Raw genomic sequence first — 15,194 nt, 5'->3', positions numbered from 1 at the left:
CTTAGATTTTTTTAAACACTATTTTTTCATTCTGCTTGTCAATCACTTTCTGGAAAAAATCCCTGAGTACGGGATACTCGTCCGAGGCGACAATTGAGGCAAGGACATCAAGGGTGATGACGGCCTGGACCTTATTTCCCGATTGGGCTATAAGGTATTTGAAAGAACCAAACTTGCTTTCAGTGGCGAAGTTTACATTCTGGGGCAGGGATTCCACGGTGTAGCCTTCCGGAACATCAATGGTGACACTGTATTTCTTTTCAAACGGAAAAGTAAAATCGACCGGGTATTCGCGCGTTTCCTGACGGAATGGATTTAACTTGACGTTCATAAAAAGCAATGGGGTGATGTAGATCCTGTCGCCGATGATTTCAGTGTCATTGCTGTCGCTGACTGAATACGTTTCAGTCAATGGCTTCGAAAGCTCATATTCATTCTCTCTTTTATACTCCGATACGGCTATGTTATTGTTGTTGTTCTCAAGCCGCTCGAGATAGTCGTCCTCTTTCATCCCGGCGTATCTCTGACGGAATGACAAGGCATTGTAATCTGTCATGACGTTTCGCACCTTTCCGGTGATCGTGCCCGTCGCATCCATACCCGCGATGATGCTGACCGTTTCCTTCGACAAGATTGACGGCATCAGGTCGATTTCCGTAGATGTCCCATCCTTCCGGATAAGCCGCCCGAGCCAGTTCAGGTCGCGCGTGGGTAAAAGTCCGGGTAGTGCAAATTTCTCGGTCGCATCAAGCAAAATTGTCTTCCCATTGTACTCAATGGCGGCAATCACATAATTGAAAGCGGCCCTGGACGGGAAAAACGATATGCCATGGGACCGCGTGCTGACCAGGACGGGATTGGCATTGAAGCCGGCCTCACGCAGCATGGCGGTGAGCATCAGGTTGATTTCGGCTACATTTCCGGTTTTATCCTTAAATGCCTGACGAACACCGTCATTACAGGAATATCCGTAAAAGCCATTCCATTTTACATGCTGCTTTACGTAATTATAAATTGCGCCAATTTTCTCCTCGATCACAGTCGTGCCGGCGGTGAGTGCCTTGAGATCATCTTCGAAGTAACCGGATTTGTTCAGCTCCGCGCCGAAATCGTCATTTTCATAAATATTCTTGGCCACAGAAACCCAATCGGTTGAAAGAAATTTCATCGGACTGTTCGGATACTTGATCACCGACAATTCATGGGAAACACCGGCGGTATAATTGTGGATGTTGTTTACAAAATCTTCATCCTTAAGGGCCTTGAGATTCTCAGCAATGTAGGTGGTTTTGGTCGCTTCGTAATCGATCTTATCCTGAGTGAAAGTGGTTTTAACGGTAGAGAAACCTTCACCACCGGTTCGTTCTTTTCCGGTGATTAAGAAAGATTTCATCGCTTTGTCGGTGGTGACTTTCGGAAAAACAAATCCCCTTTGGTTGGTCTTGTACACAAAATATTCCGGAAACTCGGTCTTGTACTCCGAGTAGTTCACCGGAATCGAAGTCTGGAAATCCCAATCGTCGAGTTTGGTCAGATTCGGCGAAGTGACGCTGTATTCGTATTCTATCACTGATCCTTCACGGACATTCGGCATCGTTATTTTCTTCCTGCCCCAGAATTTGTTAACCTGTTCATCAAATTCACCATCACTTTTAAGTTTTGACTTAACGATCTTGCCATTCTCGAGGTTGTAGGTAACAGCATCTGAGAACGACACCCGCTCACGCGAGTTGTTATTTTCTTTATAATAATCCTGGGCGAAATTAGCCCAGTCATAACCTTCTTTCTTGTAAATCTTGATTCGGGTCCTGACCTTCGTGGTCATTAAAAATCCCTGTTCGGGGCTGTAGTCGAACGTCGTTTCTCCTTTTTTGAATAGGATGGCCGCTTCCGCAGAAGAATCTGCGGGGTGTGATCGCTGCTGAAGCTCTTCCACAGACACTTTCCCCATTTCAAATTTTTGCGCCACAGCCGAAGAAACGGCGAACAGGCAAAGCATCAGGAATTTGAAATTTCGGCTCATATTTATTGTTTTTTGGTTAATACAATTTTTGAATTGTCATATTTCGACATCTGCTCACGGAACAGCCGGTATGGCTCGTAATCCGCCTTATCATACTGCCCCTTGTTGATGACTACGGATCGGGTGTACCTTATACTGCCATCTTTTTCCTTAGTTACGTTGGCCTGGTACTCCCCGAACTTGCTCTTCAAAACCGCATCCTCAGGCAGGAATTCCACTTCAAAACCTTCGGGTATTGCAATCGTAACCTCATCGTAGTCGTAATATCCCCTTAGCACCTCAAAGGGATTCTCGCGGTTTCGATAGCGCTTCGGCGTATTCGGATTTACATTGAAGACGTTTGGGGCAAAGATCATCTTCCCGCTTGAAACACTCGTGTATCCCTTCGCCGAAAGTTGCAAGTCCTGACTGAAAGCGATGGCTTTCCGGTCATTCTTAAAACTCGCTTTCTCCAGTTTGAGGTTATTGAGCGTAAAAAAATAGTCTTTGTAAAATTTATCCAGGTCCGTCGCCGATAGCGCCTCATGCTGATACACATTGTCGTATTGTGTACCTTTGGAAATGATCTCGACGTTTGCCCTGAGATCGCCTTCTGCGGAAATGCTGTAAGCGCCTTTGCTGATCTGGCTGTTGTCTCTGGCAGCTGTCGCCGGGGTCGTGACGATACGGCCACCCTCGGGCGTTACGACGAGCGCCTCCCGGCCATCGGTAAAAGTACCCTGATATCCAAAGGGTGCGGTCTGGCTTGTACACTCAAGCCATATGAAACGATCGCCATCGGGAATGCATAAAATCATGTGGTTGCCTTGCAGTGCTGGAAAATCAGGCTGGAAACTACGCACACTCCGATCGCCATAAATCAATACATTATATGCCGGGACACCGACGGCACTTAGCAGCGACCGGGTGTAATTGGACAATGCCTTGCAATCGCCATAGCCCAGCTTGTCAACATCGTACGCGGGCATGGGCTTGTAACCGCCTATACCTACCTGTATGCTAACATAGCGTGTCTTGTTCTGCACATAGTTGTACACGATCCGTGCGATTTCAAGCGGGTCCTTTTCATTCCCTACGAGCTGCTTGATTTTAGTGCGTGTGGCCTCGGGCAGCGCGTCGGTTCCGGTCAGGAGGCTGTCATAATACCATCGCCCGTAGTCATCCCAGGTTTTTGCCGAACCATCAACGCCTTCCAGATTGAATTTTTCAACTTTCATGTACACTACCGGAACGATGTCAGTGAATTTTGGGCTGGCGTCTTCGCCTTTGAGCGCGTGCAGGTTCTCTGCGACATAGATAACATCTCCGGGGTTGTCAGTACGTTTTACTGAAAATTTCGGGGAAAAATTGGTTTCCTTATATTTAAAGCCCAACGCTTCCGGATAGGTTACATGCATCACCGACTTCTCGGTGCTGATGTAATAGCCCTCAAGCGGCGCCCACGAAGGCACGAAGGCTGTGTTTGACGTTTCCACTTCACTCTCGAACACAAACGTAAACGGGTATTGCACAGGCGTATAGTCGAGATGGAGCAGCCTGTTGTCCTGAAATACTGAGAAGCCGTCCGCAGCGCTGAAATCCTTAAAATCCTTGCGCTTGTACGCTTTCATTTCCTTTCCGGAGGCGTCGTATACGGTCGCCTGGATTTTTGTAATTTTTCTTCGGGAATCGTAATATTCGGTTGCATTGATGTCGTCGAGCCCCGACTCGTTCAATACGGTTACCGCCCTTTTTTCAGACACTGTCATGCTGCGCTGCGAATTGATTGCGACCTCTGTCAGCGCACTCCGGACGACGGCATTCGCATTTTCCCTTAATCCTTCAGGAATCAGCGAAACGGCATAATTTTCTTTTTGGCAATGGCCGGAGAATGACAGGAGTAACAAAAAAGCGCACGAGAAATACACTTTCATTTTGGTTACATTTTCTCCAAATGTAAACTTTTTTTAAGAAATCTTTAACTTTATTCTTTATTTTTTGAATCGATGATGATCGTCACCGGGCCGTCGTTAACTAAGGCCACCTTCATATCGGCAGCAAAAACACCGGTACGTATCTTACCGGGAAGCATCGACCCTAACGCTGCCACGAACGCCTCGTACAATGGCACTGACGTTTCAGGCCTTGCTGCCTTTATATAAGAGGGGCGGTTGCCTTTTTTGGTCATGGCATGCAGGGTAAACTGGCTCACGATAAGTACTTCGCCACCTACATCCTTTACCGAAAGGTTCATCACGCCAGAATCATCCGCGAAAATCCGGAGGTTGGCAATCTTGCCCACAAGCCATTCAATATCCTCAGCAGTGTCCGATTCTTCGATACCTACGAGTACGAGCAACCCCTGTCCTATCGCCGCGGCAACCTGTCCGCCAATGGTTACTGATGCCGACAGCGTCCTCTGTATCACCACCCTCATGACTTGCGTGTTTCATCACTCGCCATACGGTCGTCGTTGTAAATATCGGTGCGGTAATGTTCGTCATCCCCTTCAAGGATCTGCAGGTAGCTTTTGTAGCGTGACCAGGCGATGCGATCGTCTTCCAATGCGGCCTTTATCGCACAATGCGGCTCATCCTTATGCAGGCAGTTGTTGAATTTACACTGGTCCTTGAGCTTAAAGAATTCCGGAAAATAATCGCTGATCTCGTCCTTTTCCATGTCAACGATGCCGAAGCCTTTGATGCCCGGCGTGTCAATAATTTTGGCATTAAATGTCAGATCATACATTTCTGCAAAAGTCGTTGTATGCTGACCTTGTTTGCTTTGCTCCGAAATCTCAGTGGTCTTAAGCCTCAGTTTCGGCTCGATGGCGTTGACCAAAGTCGACTTGCCCACGCCCGAGTGGCCGGAAAACATGCTTACCTTGCCCAACATCATATCGCGTACTTTTTCAATCCCTTTCTTTTCGGTTGATGAAATACGAAGGCAGCGGTAGCCGATGTCCTGATAAATATGCTGTAGGTACAGTTGCTCGTCGAGCGTCTGCTCATTAAGCGTATCGATCTTATTGAATACCAGCACCGCTTCAATATCGTACGCCTCAGCAGTCACGAGGAAGCGGTCGATAAATGTGGTCGTGGTAGGCGGGTTATCGATCGTGATGAGCAGGAACACCTGATCGATATTGGCCGCGATGATATGCACCTGTTTAGACAGGTTGACAGATTTGCGGATGATGTAATTCTTACGGTCATGGATGTAATGAATGACTCCCGTCGTCTTGTCCGATTTCTCATCGAGTTCAAAATCGACGGTATCGCCCACCGCAATAGGATTGGTGCTTTTGATTCCCTGCATCCGGAATTTTCCTTTCATCCTGCATTCGACAAAATCCCCTGCTTCAGACTTTACCGTATACCAGCTCCCTGTCGATTTATAAACCGTTCCTGTCATGCGGCAAAGATAGGAATTTCAGTCGGCAGTTTTCAATTGTGACGGCGCAGTTTTCTGCGCATCCGACGTGCAATACTGTCACTAACTGCAATAAAAAAACCAGCCTAATGTCAGGCTGGCACTTTATGAGAGCGATCTGCTGTCAAATTTTAGTATTTGTAAGCAACACCTTTTTTTATGTTTTGCGAACCGCCCAATCCGTTAGACGTTGCGCCTACTGTAGACTTATCAGCAGTCAGCAAGACAAACGGACAGCCTAACTTGGCAGCATCCATCTTCAGTTTCTTCTCAGCTTTCTTGTCTCCGGTATTGCCGGTTTGGAAGTTAACCAATCCGGTTTTTCCCCTTACTTCGTCCACTTTCTTAAGGCCTGCGATGTATGCCTTGTCTTCGAGGATGACGACTTTTTCCCAGTCTTTCTCGGACGTCACTTCGATTTTGTCAGTGACATTTTCGACGCGGCCGCTTTTACCGTATACGATTTTCTCAATCGCATACTTGCTGATGGTGTTTTCGGCATCCTCACCTTCGTAGAGATAAATAACGGTGTACTCTTCGAGTTTCACCACCTTTCCCTTAATGGTTTCTCCATTGTGTTTTGTAATGACATCGGCCTGCGCATACGACATACCTGCGAACGCGAAGCACGTAAGCAGTACTAAAAATTTTTTCATTTTACTTGTTTTTTATGTTTTGTGTGCGCCAAAAGTAATATTTTTTTTGCTAAAATCAACTGTTGATGATTTTCTCCTGATGGGTGATGCTTTCCTGATGGATCGCCCTGAATATCCGCAGTATAAATTCCTCGCTGAGGCCCTTTTGCCCACCCTCAAGGATCATTTTTTGTTGTATCTCTTTCCAGCGCTGGCTTTGCAATACCGATACATTTTTAGTCTTTTTAAGCGCCCCGATCTGTTCGGAAATCTTCATCCGGTTGCCCAGTATTTCAATGATTTTACTGTCGGCCACATCGATTTGGGCGCGCAGTTTGATCATTTCGGCATTGAAATCATCTTCTTCGGAAGACGCCTTCCTGACCTTGAGCTCCTTGAAAATTTCCTTCAATACTGCCGGCGTCACCTGTTGGGCGGCGTCGCTCCAGGCGTGGTCAGGATCGTCATGCGTCTCGATCATCAGCCCGTCATAATTGAGGTCCAATGCCTGCTGCGACACCTCAGCGATCATGTCACGCCGGCCGGTAATGTGGGAGGGATCACAAATCAATGGCAGGTCCGGAAAACGGTTCTGCAGTTCGATGGCAATCTGCCATTCCGGGATGTTGCGGTATTTGGTCTTTTCATAGGTCGAAAACCCACGGTGGATTACCCCAAGCTTTTGAATACCGGCATTGTAAAGCCGCTCGACGCCGCCAATCCATAATGCAAGGTCAGGATTGACCGGATTTTTGACCAGTACAATTTTGTCAGTTCCTGCGAGGGTCTCCGCAATTTCCTGCACTGCAAAAGGATTGACCGTCGTCCGGGCGCCAATCCAGAACACATCGATACCGTGCTCCAGTGCCAGTTTGACGTGTGTGGCATTCGCCACTTCGACGGCCATGAGCAGGCCCGTTTCCGCTTTGGCGCGCTGAAGCCACTCGAGCCCTATTGCGCCCACACCTTCAAAACCGCCCGGACGTGTCCTGGGTTTCCAGATCCCGGCCCTGAAAATACTGACATCCGAGTCCTTCAAATCATGCGCGATCCGCAGCACCTGTGACTGGGTTTCGGCACTGCATGGACCCGCGATGACCAGTGGATGATCGAGTTTAAATTCGTCAAGCCACTTCCTCATATCCTTGTTGTTCTTCATAACTTTGGCGTGGGTAAAATTCTTTGCAAAGATAAGGCCTTCAATGCCCTTTTGATAAATTGAGAGCACAAAAAAATCCCGGTTCGCTCCGGGATTTATATTAGTCTTGAATTAATAATTTTCAAATAACCGTACAGCAATCTTTCATTGTGACAAACAGATTGGTGTAAAAAGCCCTTAGCAAACAGGGCTTTCTGTTATCAGGGCTAAAATAGAAAATTTTGTTTTCGTTTCAACAAATGAATGCTTTTTTTTGAAAAAATTAACGCGGCATTTATTTACTTTTGCCGAAATACATTTTGTCATGTCAATATCGGTCAGCAATATTTCGAAGCATTACGGAACCCAGAAAGCCCTGGACAATGTAACCTTTACGGTCGACAAGGGAGAAATCGTAGGTTTTTTAGGTCCGAACGGCGCCGGTAAATCCACGCTGATGAAAATCCTGACCACCTACCTCAGCGCTGACGAAGGCACTGCGTCAGTAAACGGGCACGATGTCCGGACAGACCAGAAAGCCGTGCAGCAGTCGGTTGGCTACCTGCCGGAACACAATCCGCTGTACCTCGACCTGTATGTACGCGAATACCTAGCCTTCAATGCCGACGTGTACAAAGTACAAAAGCAAAGGGTTGAGGAAGTCATCACCCTGACCGGCCTGTCACCGGAAAGCCACAAGAAAATCGGGCAACTTTCGAAAGGATACCGCCAGCGCGTAGGATTGGCCAATGCCCTGCTGCACAACCCTGACGTGTTGATTCTCGACGAGCCCACCACCGGACTCGACCCGAACCAATTGGTCGAAATCCGCAACGTCATCCGCAATGTTGGCAAAGACAAAACCGTGTTTCTCTCTACGCACATCATGCAGGAAGTGGAAGCCATCTGCGACCGCGTGATCATCATCAATAAGGGAAAAATCGTCACTGACAAGAAGCTGACCAACCTCAAGGAAAGGGCCGAGCAGATCATTGAGGTCGAATTCGACTTCAAGGTCGAGGAACAGCTCATCGCTGCCATCCCGGAACTGGTCGCCTACAAAAATGTACATGACATGACGTGGGAACTCACATTCCGTTCCGAAGCAGACATGCGTCCGGCAGTTTTTGATTTTGCCAGCGCTAATGGTTTGCGTACGCTTCAGTTGAACCAAAAGAATAAAAACCTAGAGGCGATTTTCAGGGATGTGACTGCAAAGCGCTAATGATCGGAAAAATAAATCCCTAAAAAACCTCTTTGGCAATAGCTCGGATATTCTCGGCTTTTCCCATCGAGTAATAATGCAGCACAGGGATTCCGGCGCTCACCAATTCCTTACTTTGCTCGATACACCATTCAATCCCGATTTGCCTGACCGTATCGTTATCCTTTGCTTTTACGACCGACATGATCAGCTCGTCGGGCAAATCGACCTTAAATCGGTGCGGTATCATATTGAGCTGCTTTTTCGTTGCGATCGGTTTAAGTCCCGGGATAATTGGTACGGTAATGCCTTCAACGCGGCATTTGGCTACAAAATCAAAATACTTCTTGTTGTCGAAAAACATCTGCGTGATGATGTACTGCGCACCATTCTTGATTTTCTGCTTCAGGAAATAAATGTCGCTGTCCGGACTGGGTGCTTCCATATGCTTTTCCGGGTAGCCCGCCACACCGATACAGAAATCCGTCCGTGCTGAATTCTGCAATTCCGGATCCAGGTAAATGCCCTTATTGAGGTTGTCAATCTGCGTCACCAGCTCTGATGCATAATGGTGCCCTTCTTTTTCCGGCCGAAAATAAATCTCGCTCTTGATGGCATCGCCGCGCAGCGCCACAACATTCTGGATCCCCAGGAAATCAATATCAATAAGGAAATTCTCGGTATCTTCCCTGGTAAAACCGCCGCATAAGATGTGCGGAATCGCATCCACCTGGTATTTGTTCTGTATGGCCGCGCAGATGCCTACGGTTCCCGGCCGCTTCTTCACGATCTTTTTTTCGAGCAGCCCGTTGTCGAGCTCCCTGAATTCGAATTCCTCGCGGTGGTAGGTCACATCGATAAACGGCGGATTGAATTCCATGAGCGGATCGATGCTGTCAAAAATAGAGCGGATGTTCTGGCCTTTCAGCGGCGGCAGGATCTCGAAAGAAAAAAGGGTTTTTCCCTGCGCGTTGTCTATATGCTGTGTTACTTTCATAATCAATTTTAAAAATCGGTTAAAACAATTTGCCGGCGTTGCCTGCGGCCCGGGCTTTCGGCTGTAGTCCTCGCCCCGTAAAAAACGGGACTGCGGGCTGCCGCCTCTATCCCTAACGCGGTCGGCGCGTTCAGTCCACGATGTTCGGACTCAGCCATTTCCTTGCTTCATCCACTGCAATCCCGCGACGCTTTGCGTAATCCTGTACCTGGTCGTCAGTAATTTTCCCGAGTCCGAAATACTTGCTTTGCGGATGGGCAAAATAATACCCTGACACCGAAGCGGCGGGCCACATGGCCATACTTTCCGTGAGCGTCACCCCAATATTCTTTTCGACATCGAGCAACTTCCAGATTGTCGGCTTTTCCAGGTGGTCCGGGCACGCGGGATAACCGGGCGCCGGGCGGATGCCCCTGTACTCTTCCTCGATTAATGCCTCTTTGCTAAGGCTTTCACCTGCAGCGTAGCCCCACCATTCGGTCCTGACCTGCTCGTGCAGGTATTCAGCGAAAGCTTCCGCAAGCCGGTCGGCCAGGGCTTTCACCATGATGGCGTTGTAATCGTCGAGATCTCTCTCAAATTCGGCCGCCCATTCGTCGACCCCAAATCCCGTCGTTACGCAAAACGCCCCGATGTAGTCCTTCTTCCCTGAGGCTTTCGGTGCAATGAAATCGGCCAGCGCCAGGTTTGTGGCGCCCTTGGTTTTCTGGGATTGCTGGCGTAAGGTTATAAACCGCTCCAGCACATTTCCGTGTTCGTCACAGACCTGGATGTCGTCATCGTCCACCTGGTTCGCTTCAAAAATACCGAACACCGCTTTGGCCGTAAACCGCTTCTCTTGCAAAATCCGGTGCAGCAGGGTTTTGGCATCCTCAAACAATGCAGTGGCCTGTTCGCCGACGACTGCATCCTCCAGTATCGCGGGGTATTTCCCGAAAAGTTCCCAGGTACGGAAAAAAGGCGTCCAGTCGATGTAGGGCACCAATACCGCGGGATCGACCTCCACGGTTTTTACGCCTGTGACATTCGGGGTGGCAGGATTGAAATTTTCCCAGTCCAATGACCATTTATTCTTTCTGGCATCGCCGATGGTCAGGTATTGCTTGTCCCTGGCACGATTCAGGTAGCCCTCCCTCAAACTGTCATATTCCGAACGCAGCAGCCGCGCGTAGGCGTCCTTTCCGGACGCATTGATCAGATCCCCGGCGACCGTTACCGCGCGCGAAGCGTCGTTCACATGGACCACAGTATGGCTGTATTCCGGGGCAATCTTCACGGCCGTATGGGCGCGCGATGTCGTGGCCCCACCAATCATGACCGGGATTTTGATGTTCCGGCTTTCAAGTTCCTTTGCGAGATAGACCATCTCATCGAGGGACGGCGTAATCAGTCCGCTGAGCCCGATGATGTCGACATTCTCCTTTACTGCGGCTTCGATAATCTTTTCCGGCGGCACCATCACGCCAAGGTCGATGATGTCATAATTGTTGCACGCCAGGACTACCGACACAATGTTTTTCCCAATGTCGTGCACGTCACCCTTAACGGTAGCCATCAGGATTTTGGCATTTGCGCTGCTGGCATTGGCTTTGCCTGCTTCTATAAACGGCAGCAGGTAGGCCACTGCCTTTTTCATTACGCGGGCCGACTTGACTACTTGTGGCAGGAACATCTTCCCGCTTCCGAACAAATCCCCGACGACATTCATCCCGGCCATGAGGTTGACCTCAATCACATGGATGGGTCTTGCAGCCAGAAGACGGGCTTCTTCAACATCTGCCTCGATAAACTCGTCAATACCTTTAACCAGCGCATGGGTAATTCGGTCCTGCAGCGTTCCGGAGCGCCATTCCTGCACCGCCTTTTCCGCTACTTTGCTATCTCCTTTGATGTTTTCGGCGAAATCAAGCAACCGTTCCGTAGCGTCGTCACGCCGGTTCAGTAATACATCTTCTACCCGTTCGAGCAGGTCTTTCGGAATGTCATCGTATATTTCGAGCATCTCAGGATTGACAATGCCCATGGTCATGCCGTGCCGTATGGCGTGGTACAGGAAAGCGGAGTGCATGGCCTCACGGACTTTATCATTACCGCGGAACGAAAATGACACATTGCTCACGCCGCCACTGACATGCGCATAGGGCAGGTTTTGCCTGATCCATTTGGTCGCCTTGAAGAAGTCCAGAGCATTTAACCTGTGCTCCTCCATCCCGGTAGCGACAGGAAAAATATTCGGATCAAAAATGATGTCTTCGGCGGGAAAGTGCACCTGGTTTACCAACAGCTCATATGATCTTTTGCAGATTTCAATGCGTCGCGCATAGGTATCAGCCTGTCCGGTTTCGTCAAAAGCCATAACAATCACTGCGGCGCCATAACGTTTGATCAGTTTGGCCTGGCTGATGAAGCGGTCTTCGCCTTCCTTCAGTGAAATGGAATTGACAATGCTTTTCCCCTGTGTGACCTTGAGGCCTGCTTCGATGATTTCCCACTTTGAGCTGTCGATCATTACCGGCACGCGGGCAATGTCGGGCTCGGAAGCAATGAGATTCAGGAAAACCGTCATCGCATGAACGCCGTCGAGCATGCCTTCATCCATATTTACATCGATGATCTGCGCGCCGCCATCAACCTGTGCACGCGCGATGTCGAGTGCCTCTTCGTAACGTTCCTCCTTGATAAGGCGGAGAAATTTCCGGGAGCCTGTGACGTTGGTACGTTCTCCGATATTGACGAAATTGGTTTCCGGTGTAATGATCAACGGCTCGAGGCCGGACAGTCTTAAATATTTATTTTGAGGCATCAGGCGTTTTCTAAAATAGGTCTTGGCTTACAGGTTGCGGCTGCTTCCGCAATGAGTTTGATATGCGCAGGGGTGGTGCCGCAGCATCCTCCGATAATATTGACCAGATTGTCATTGAGGTATTCCCTGATCAGTGTCTGCATTTCCTCAGGCGTCTGGTCGTATCGTCCGAAGGCGTTTGGCAGCCCCGCGTTAGGATGTGCTGAAATATTCAGGCTTGTATTGCGCGAAAGCCGCTTCAGGTAAGGCTTTAGCTGATCGGCGCCCAGAGCGCAGTTGAACCCTACACTCAACAAAGGGAGGTGTTCAATCGAAATCAGGAAAGCCTCGACGGTTTGTCCTGACAAGGTCCTGCCGGAGGCGTCGGTGATGGTCCCTGACACCATAACCGGAACATCTGAATGACGGGCTTCCTTCACTTCTTCTATGGCGAATAAGGCTGCTTTGGCATTCAGCGTGTCAAAAACGGTTTCCACCAGGATCAGGTCACATCCTCCATCAAGGAGCGCTTCAGCTTGCTGCTTGTAAGCTACTTTGAGTTCGTCGAATGTAATGGCGCGAAAACCGGGATCATTGACATCCGGGGACATGCTGGCGGTCCTGTTGGTCGGGCCGATTGATCCGGCAACAAACCGCGGCTTATCCGGGTTTGATGCCGTAAATTCGTCAGCGACTTCACGGGCGATCCGGGCCGATTCGAAATTAAGTTCATACACGAATTCCTCGAGGTGGTAATCGGCCATACCGATAGCTGTCGACGAAAAAGTATTGGTTTCAATGATATCTGCCCCTGCCTCGAGATACAAACGGTGTACTTCCCTGATCGCCTGTGGCTGCGTTAAGGACAGCAGGTCATTATTTCCTTTCAACGGATATGGAAAATCCCTGAATCGGGTCCCGCGGAAATCCTCTTCTGAGAAATCGTAGCGCTGCAGCATGGTACCCATGGCGCCGTCGAGCACGAGAATCCTTTCACGAATGGTATTCTGGATTGTTTTTGACATACTATAAATTTGCATTTATTGAATGTCATCAGGAAGGTAGTGGATAGAAAAAAATATCTATGTCGTTATCTATCCGGGAACCGGTAGAATGTAGCACCTTCTTTAAGGGTAAAGGGTTGCTAAGGCTTCAACGGGTCTAATCCCTCTGCCTTTCGTGATAACTTTCAATAAGATAATGAACACCGCAAAGTAAACGATTAGAAACTGCATTTGCAAAAAATCGTGAGACTTATTGCGAAAACGTTTTAGTGTAGTCAAATAAAAAAGCCCGCTGTGAAGCGGGCTTTGATATGATGATAAAGAAAATTATTTCTTAATAATTTTCTTTACTACAGTTCCTTTGTCAGAAGTAATGTTCAGCATGTAAACACCTGAAGACAAATCTGAAGTACTGATCTGGATGTTTGAAGCAGCAGCAACGTTGTTGCTTTTCACTGTACGGCCTTTCAGGTCCGTAATAGTCACTTTAGTGATCATCGCATCTAAAGTATTGCTGATGTTCACAACATTAGACGTTGGATTAGGATATACTGAGAACTGCGACGCAAGCACATCTTCAGTACCCAAAACCTGACTAACGCTTACATTGTCAAGGAAAGTCGCCTGGGCCGTTGTGTTAGCTGCGTTTGTAGAATGGAAACCTAAATAGTAAGTTCCGGTTGTAGCAGGAGTAAATGTATAAGTTTTTTGAACATAAGTAACGTCCGATACAGTCTCGGCAGCAACTGGAATTGTCATTCCGGCGATATCCTGGGTCATACCGGCTTTCAGTTCATATGTTGAAGAACCTGTTGCACCTGTACCCAAATAATTTCTGATGTAGTAAGAAACAGTAACAGGAGCATTCGCTGTCAAATCCACCCCTCTTGAAAGCAACCACACGTCGTTATTGCCCTGAGCAACGGTTCCTGCGAAAATCAAAGCCATATTGGCTCCATCCTGAACTAAAGTACTTCCAACGCCTGCAGGATACACACTCCATGTTTCTCCGGCGTAGTTGTCCGGAGCATCCTGAGTCCATCCGATAAATCCGAAATTGGTTTCTTCGAAGCTTGTGTTGTAAGGAGTCGGTGCAGAAGTAAATACGGTAGCAAAAGAAATAGGACCAGCCCAAACGCTGTAATCGCCAAATCCACAATTAGACCTGATGTAGAAATCGTAGATAGAGTTCGGACTCAATGTAGTTAACGCGATGCTTGTATCAGCAGTTGACAACATCGTCCCTGTACCTTGGGTAAATCCTTTAGGACCATACTCAAAATCGTATCCGGAAGGGAACCCCTGTGCAGGTTCTGTCCATCCTAAAGAAACTGAAGTAGTGGTTGGAGGAGCAGTGTAGGTAAAACCTGTTGGCTGGAAACAAGTTTGAGGTGTAAAGGTTACCTCAAATGAAAATCCAGTAGCAGACCACCTGTTATCCCATACGATGTAGTAAGTCGTGTTTGCAGTTACAGTGATATTGTTAAGCACCGAACGATAATCGCCACCGGCTTCATTAATGTCATCGTTGTAATCTACGCAAGTGTAAGCAGCACAAGTACCGCTGTAAATGCTCAAACGCGTGTCTGTCGATGCAACAGGGTTAGCGGCAATTACACTTGTAACTGACAATAATCCGCTCGCAGAAGGCGTAAATTTATACCAAATAGCTTTTGGCGTAGCTGTTCCTGCTATGCACAACCCCGTTCCTGACGGATAGGTACCCGTAATAGCCGGACAAACAAATGTGCCTGAACCACTGATGTTCGTTGCAGTAGCGCACGTAAGCTGGGCATACATGCTCAGGGAGCCCAAAAGGAGACCCGTAAATAGTAATAGTTTTTTCATAATTTTTAATTAATTGATTTAATGAACGGTAAAAGTAATCCTTTTTTGAAATAAAAAAAACTTATTTTCAAATCCATATAAATTTTAAGAAACGGTTTCATACATTTGCGTGCGAAAAATTAAAAAGAGGAGAAATTTGACTGATTGCAACC

The 15,194-nt window shown here is 48.1% G+C and carries 11 protein-coding genes and 1 riboswitch; of the genes, 1 reads left to right on the top strand and 10 read right to left on the bottom strand.

The genetic code is table 11. From position 1 onward, the window contains the following. Position 1: 1 nt before the first annotated feature. The 6 genes from HYN48_RS05850 to HYN48_RS05825 all read right to left on the bottom strand — a co-directional run bounded on the left by HYN48_RS05850 (position 2) and on the right by HYN48_RS05825 (position 7,228). Positions 2–2,023 (bottom strand): DUF3857 domain-containing protein, encoded by a 2,022-nt coding sequence (locus HYN48_RS05850; RefSeq protein ID WP_108370229.1) that lies wholly within the window; start codon positions 2,021–2,023, stop codon positions 2–4. A 2-nt stretch (positions 2,024–2,025) separates the two neighbouring features. Next, positions 2,026–3,936: a DUF3857 domain-containing protein gene (locus HYN48_RS05845; protein ID WP_108370228.1), complete on the bottom strand. Its 1,911-nt coding sequence runs from the start codon at positions 3,934–3,936 to the stop codon at positions 2,026–2,028. Between the two features lie 50 nt (positions 3,937–3,986). Further along, entirely contained in the window at positions 3,987–4,439 is a 453-nt protein-coding gene (gene dtd / locus HYN48_RS05840; protein WP_108370227.1) for a D-aminoacyl-tRNA deacylase, read from the bottom strand. Continuing rightward, positions 4,436–5,416, bottom strand: a complete 981-nt coding sequence (rsgA, locus tag HYN48_RS05835) for a ribosome small subunit-dependent GTPase A (protein ID WP_108370226.1) — start codon at positions 5,414–5,416, stop codon at positions 4,436–4,438. The genes dtd and rsgA overlap by 4 nt, the downstream gene beginning before the upstream one ends. Positions 5,417–5,565: 149 nt before the next feature. Beyond that, complete coding sequence (locus HYN48_RS05830) at positions 5,566–6,090, bottom strand: hypothetical protein (protein ID WP_108370225.1); 525 nt, start codon at positions 6,088–6,090, stop codon at positions 5,566–5,568. A gap of 55 nt (positions 6,091–6,145) precedes the next feature. Beyond that, positions 6,146–7,228 (bottom strand): bifunctional 3-deoxy-7-phosphoheptulonate synthase/chorismate mutase type II, encoded by a 1,083-nt coding sequence (locus HYN48_RS05825; protein ID WP_108370224.1) that lies wholly within the window; start codon positions 7,226–7,228, stop codon positions 6,146–6,148. Between the two features lie 304 nt (positions 7,229–7,532). On the opposite strand from HYN48_RS05825, the gene gldA reads away from it, so the two are divergent. Then, positions 7,533–8,432 (top strand): gliding motility-associated ABC transporter ATP-binding subunit GldA, encoded by a 900-nt coding sequence (gene gldA / locus HYN48_RS05820; RefSeq protein WP_108370223.1) that lies wholly within the window; start codon positions 7,533–7,535, stop codon positions 8,430–8,432. A gap of 19 nt (positions 8,433–8,451) precedes the next feature. Here the strand turns inward: gldA and metF are convergent, their stop codons facing one another. The 4 genes from metF to HYN48_RS05800 all read right to left on the bottom strand — a co-directional run bounded on the left by metF (position 8,452) and on the right by HYN48_RS05800 (position 15,042). Continuing rightward, positions 8,452–9,408: a methylenetetrahydrofolate reductase [NAD(P)H] gene (gene metF / locus HYN48_RS05815; protein ID WP_108370222.1), complete on the bottom strand. Its 957-nt coding sequence runs from the start codon at positions 9,406–9,408 to the stop codon at positions 8,452–8,454. A 130-nt stretch (positions 9,409–9,538) separates the two neighbouring features. After that, positions 9,539–12,211, bottom strand: coding sequence for a methionine synthase (metH, locus tag HYN48_RS05810; protein WP_108370221.1), 2,673 nt, complete (start codon positions 12,209–12,211; stop codon positions 9,539–9,541). Beyond that, on the bottom strand, positions 12,211–13,215 hold the full coding sequence (locus HYN48_RS05805; RefSeq protein WP_108370220.1) for a homocysteine S-methyltransferase family protein: 1,005 nt from the start codon (positions 13,213–13,215) through the stop codon (positions 12,211–12,213). The genes metH and HYN48_RS05805 overlap by 1 nt, the downstream gene beginning before the upstream one ends. Before the next feature lie 62 nt (positions 13,216–13,277). After that, a riboswitch (SAM riboswitch) is annotated at positions 13,278–13,379 on the bottom strand. 142 nt (positions 13,380–13,521) lie between these two features. Continuing rightward, positions 13,522–15,042, bottom strand: coding sequence for a T9SS type A sorting domain-containing protein (locus tag HYN48_RS05800; RefSeq protein ID WP_108370219.1), 1,521 nt, complete (start codon positions 15,040–15,042; stop codon positions 13,522–13,524). Positions 15,043–15,194: the final 152 nt, after the last annotated feature.

The organism is Flavobacterium magnum (genome assembly GCF_003055625.1).
In the GTDB taxonomy this organism is placed as follows: domain Bacteria; phylum Bacteroidota; class Bacteroidia; order Flavobacteriales; family Flavobacteriaceae; genus Flavobacterium; species Flavobacterium magnum.
Note: the sequence above shows the minus strand (reverse complement) of the source record. Positions and strands in the feature narration are given on the sequence as shown.

Excerpts from the sequence above, each read along its gene's own strand:
- rsgA (WP_108370226.1), bottom strand. The coding sequence starts at position 5,416 with ATGACAGGAACGGTTTATAAATCGACAGGGAGCTGGTATACGGTAAAG.
- HYN48_RS05800 (WP_108370219.1), bottom strand. The coding sequence starts at position 15,042 with ATGAAAAAACTATTACTATTTACGGGTCTCCTTTTGGGCTCCCTGAGC.
- HYN48_RS05825 (WP_108370224.1), bottom strand. The coding sequence starts at position 7,228 with ATGAAGAACAACAAGGATATGAGGAAGTGGCTTGACGAATTTAAACTC.
- HYN48_RS05850 (WP_108370229.1), bottom strand. The coding sequence starts at position 2,023 with ATGAGCCGAAATTTCAAATTCCTGATGCTTTGCCTGTTCGCCGTTTCT.
- HYN48_RS05845 (WP_108370228.1), bottom strand. The coding sequence starts at position 3,936 with ATGAAAGTGTATTTCTCGTGCGCTTTTTTGTTACTCCTGTCATTCTCC.
- HYN48_RS05830 (WP_108370225.1), bottom strand. The coding sequence starts at position 6,090 with ATGAAAAAATTTTTAGTACTGCTTACGTGCTTCGCGTTCGCAGGTATG.
- dtd (WP_108370227.1), bottom strand. The coding sequence starts at position 4,439 with ATGAGGGTGGTGATACAGAGGACGCTGTCGGCATCAGTAACCATTGGC.
- gldA (WP_108370223.1), top strand. The coding sequence starts at position 7,533 with ATGTCAATATCGGTCAGCAATATTTCGAAGCATTACGGAACCCAGAAA.
- metH (WP_108370221.1), bottom strand. The coding sequence starts at position 12,211 with ATGCCTCAAAATAAATATTTAAGACTGTCCGGCCTCGAGCCGTTGATC.
- metF (WP_108370222.1), bottom strand. The coding sequence starts at position 9,408 with ATGAAAGTAACACAGCATATAGACAACGCGCAGGGAAAAACCCTTTTT.
- HYN48_RS05805 (WP_108370220.1), bottom strand. The coding sequence starts at position 13,215 with ATGTCAAAAACAATCCAGAATACCATTCGTGAAAGGATTCTCGTGCTC.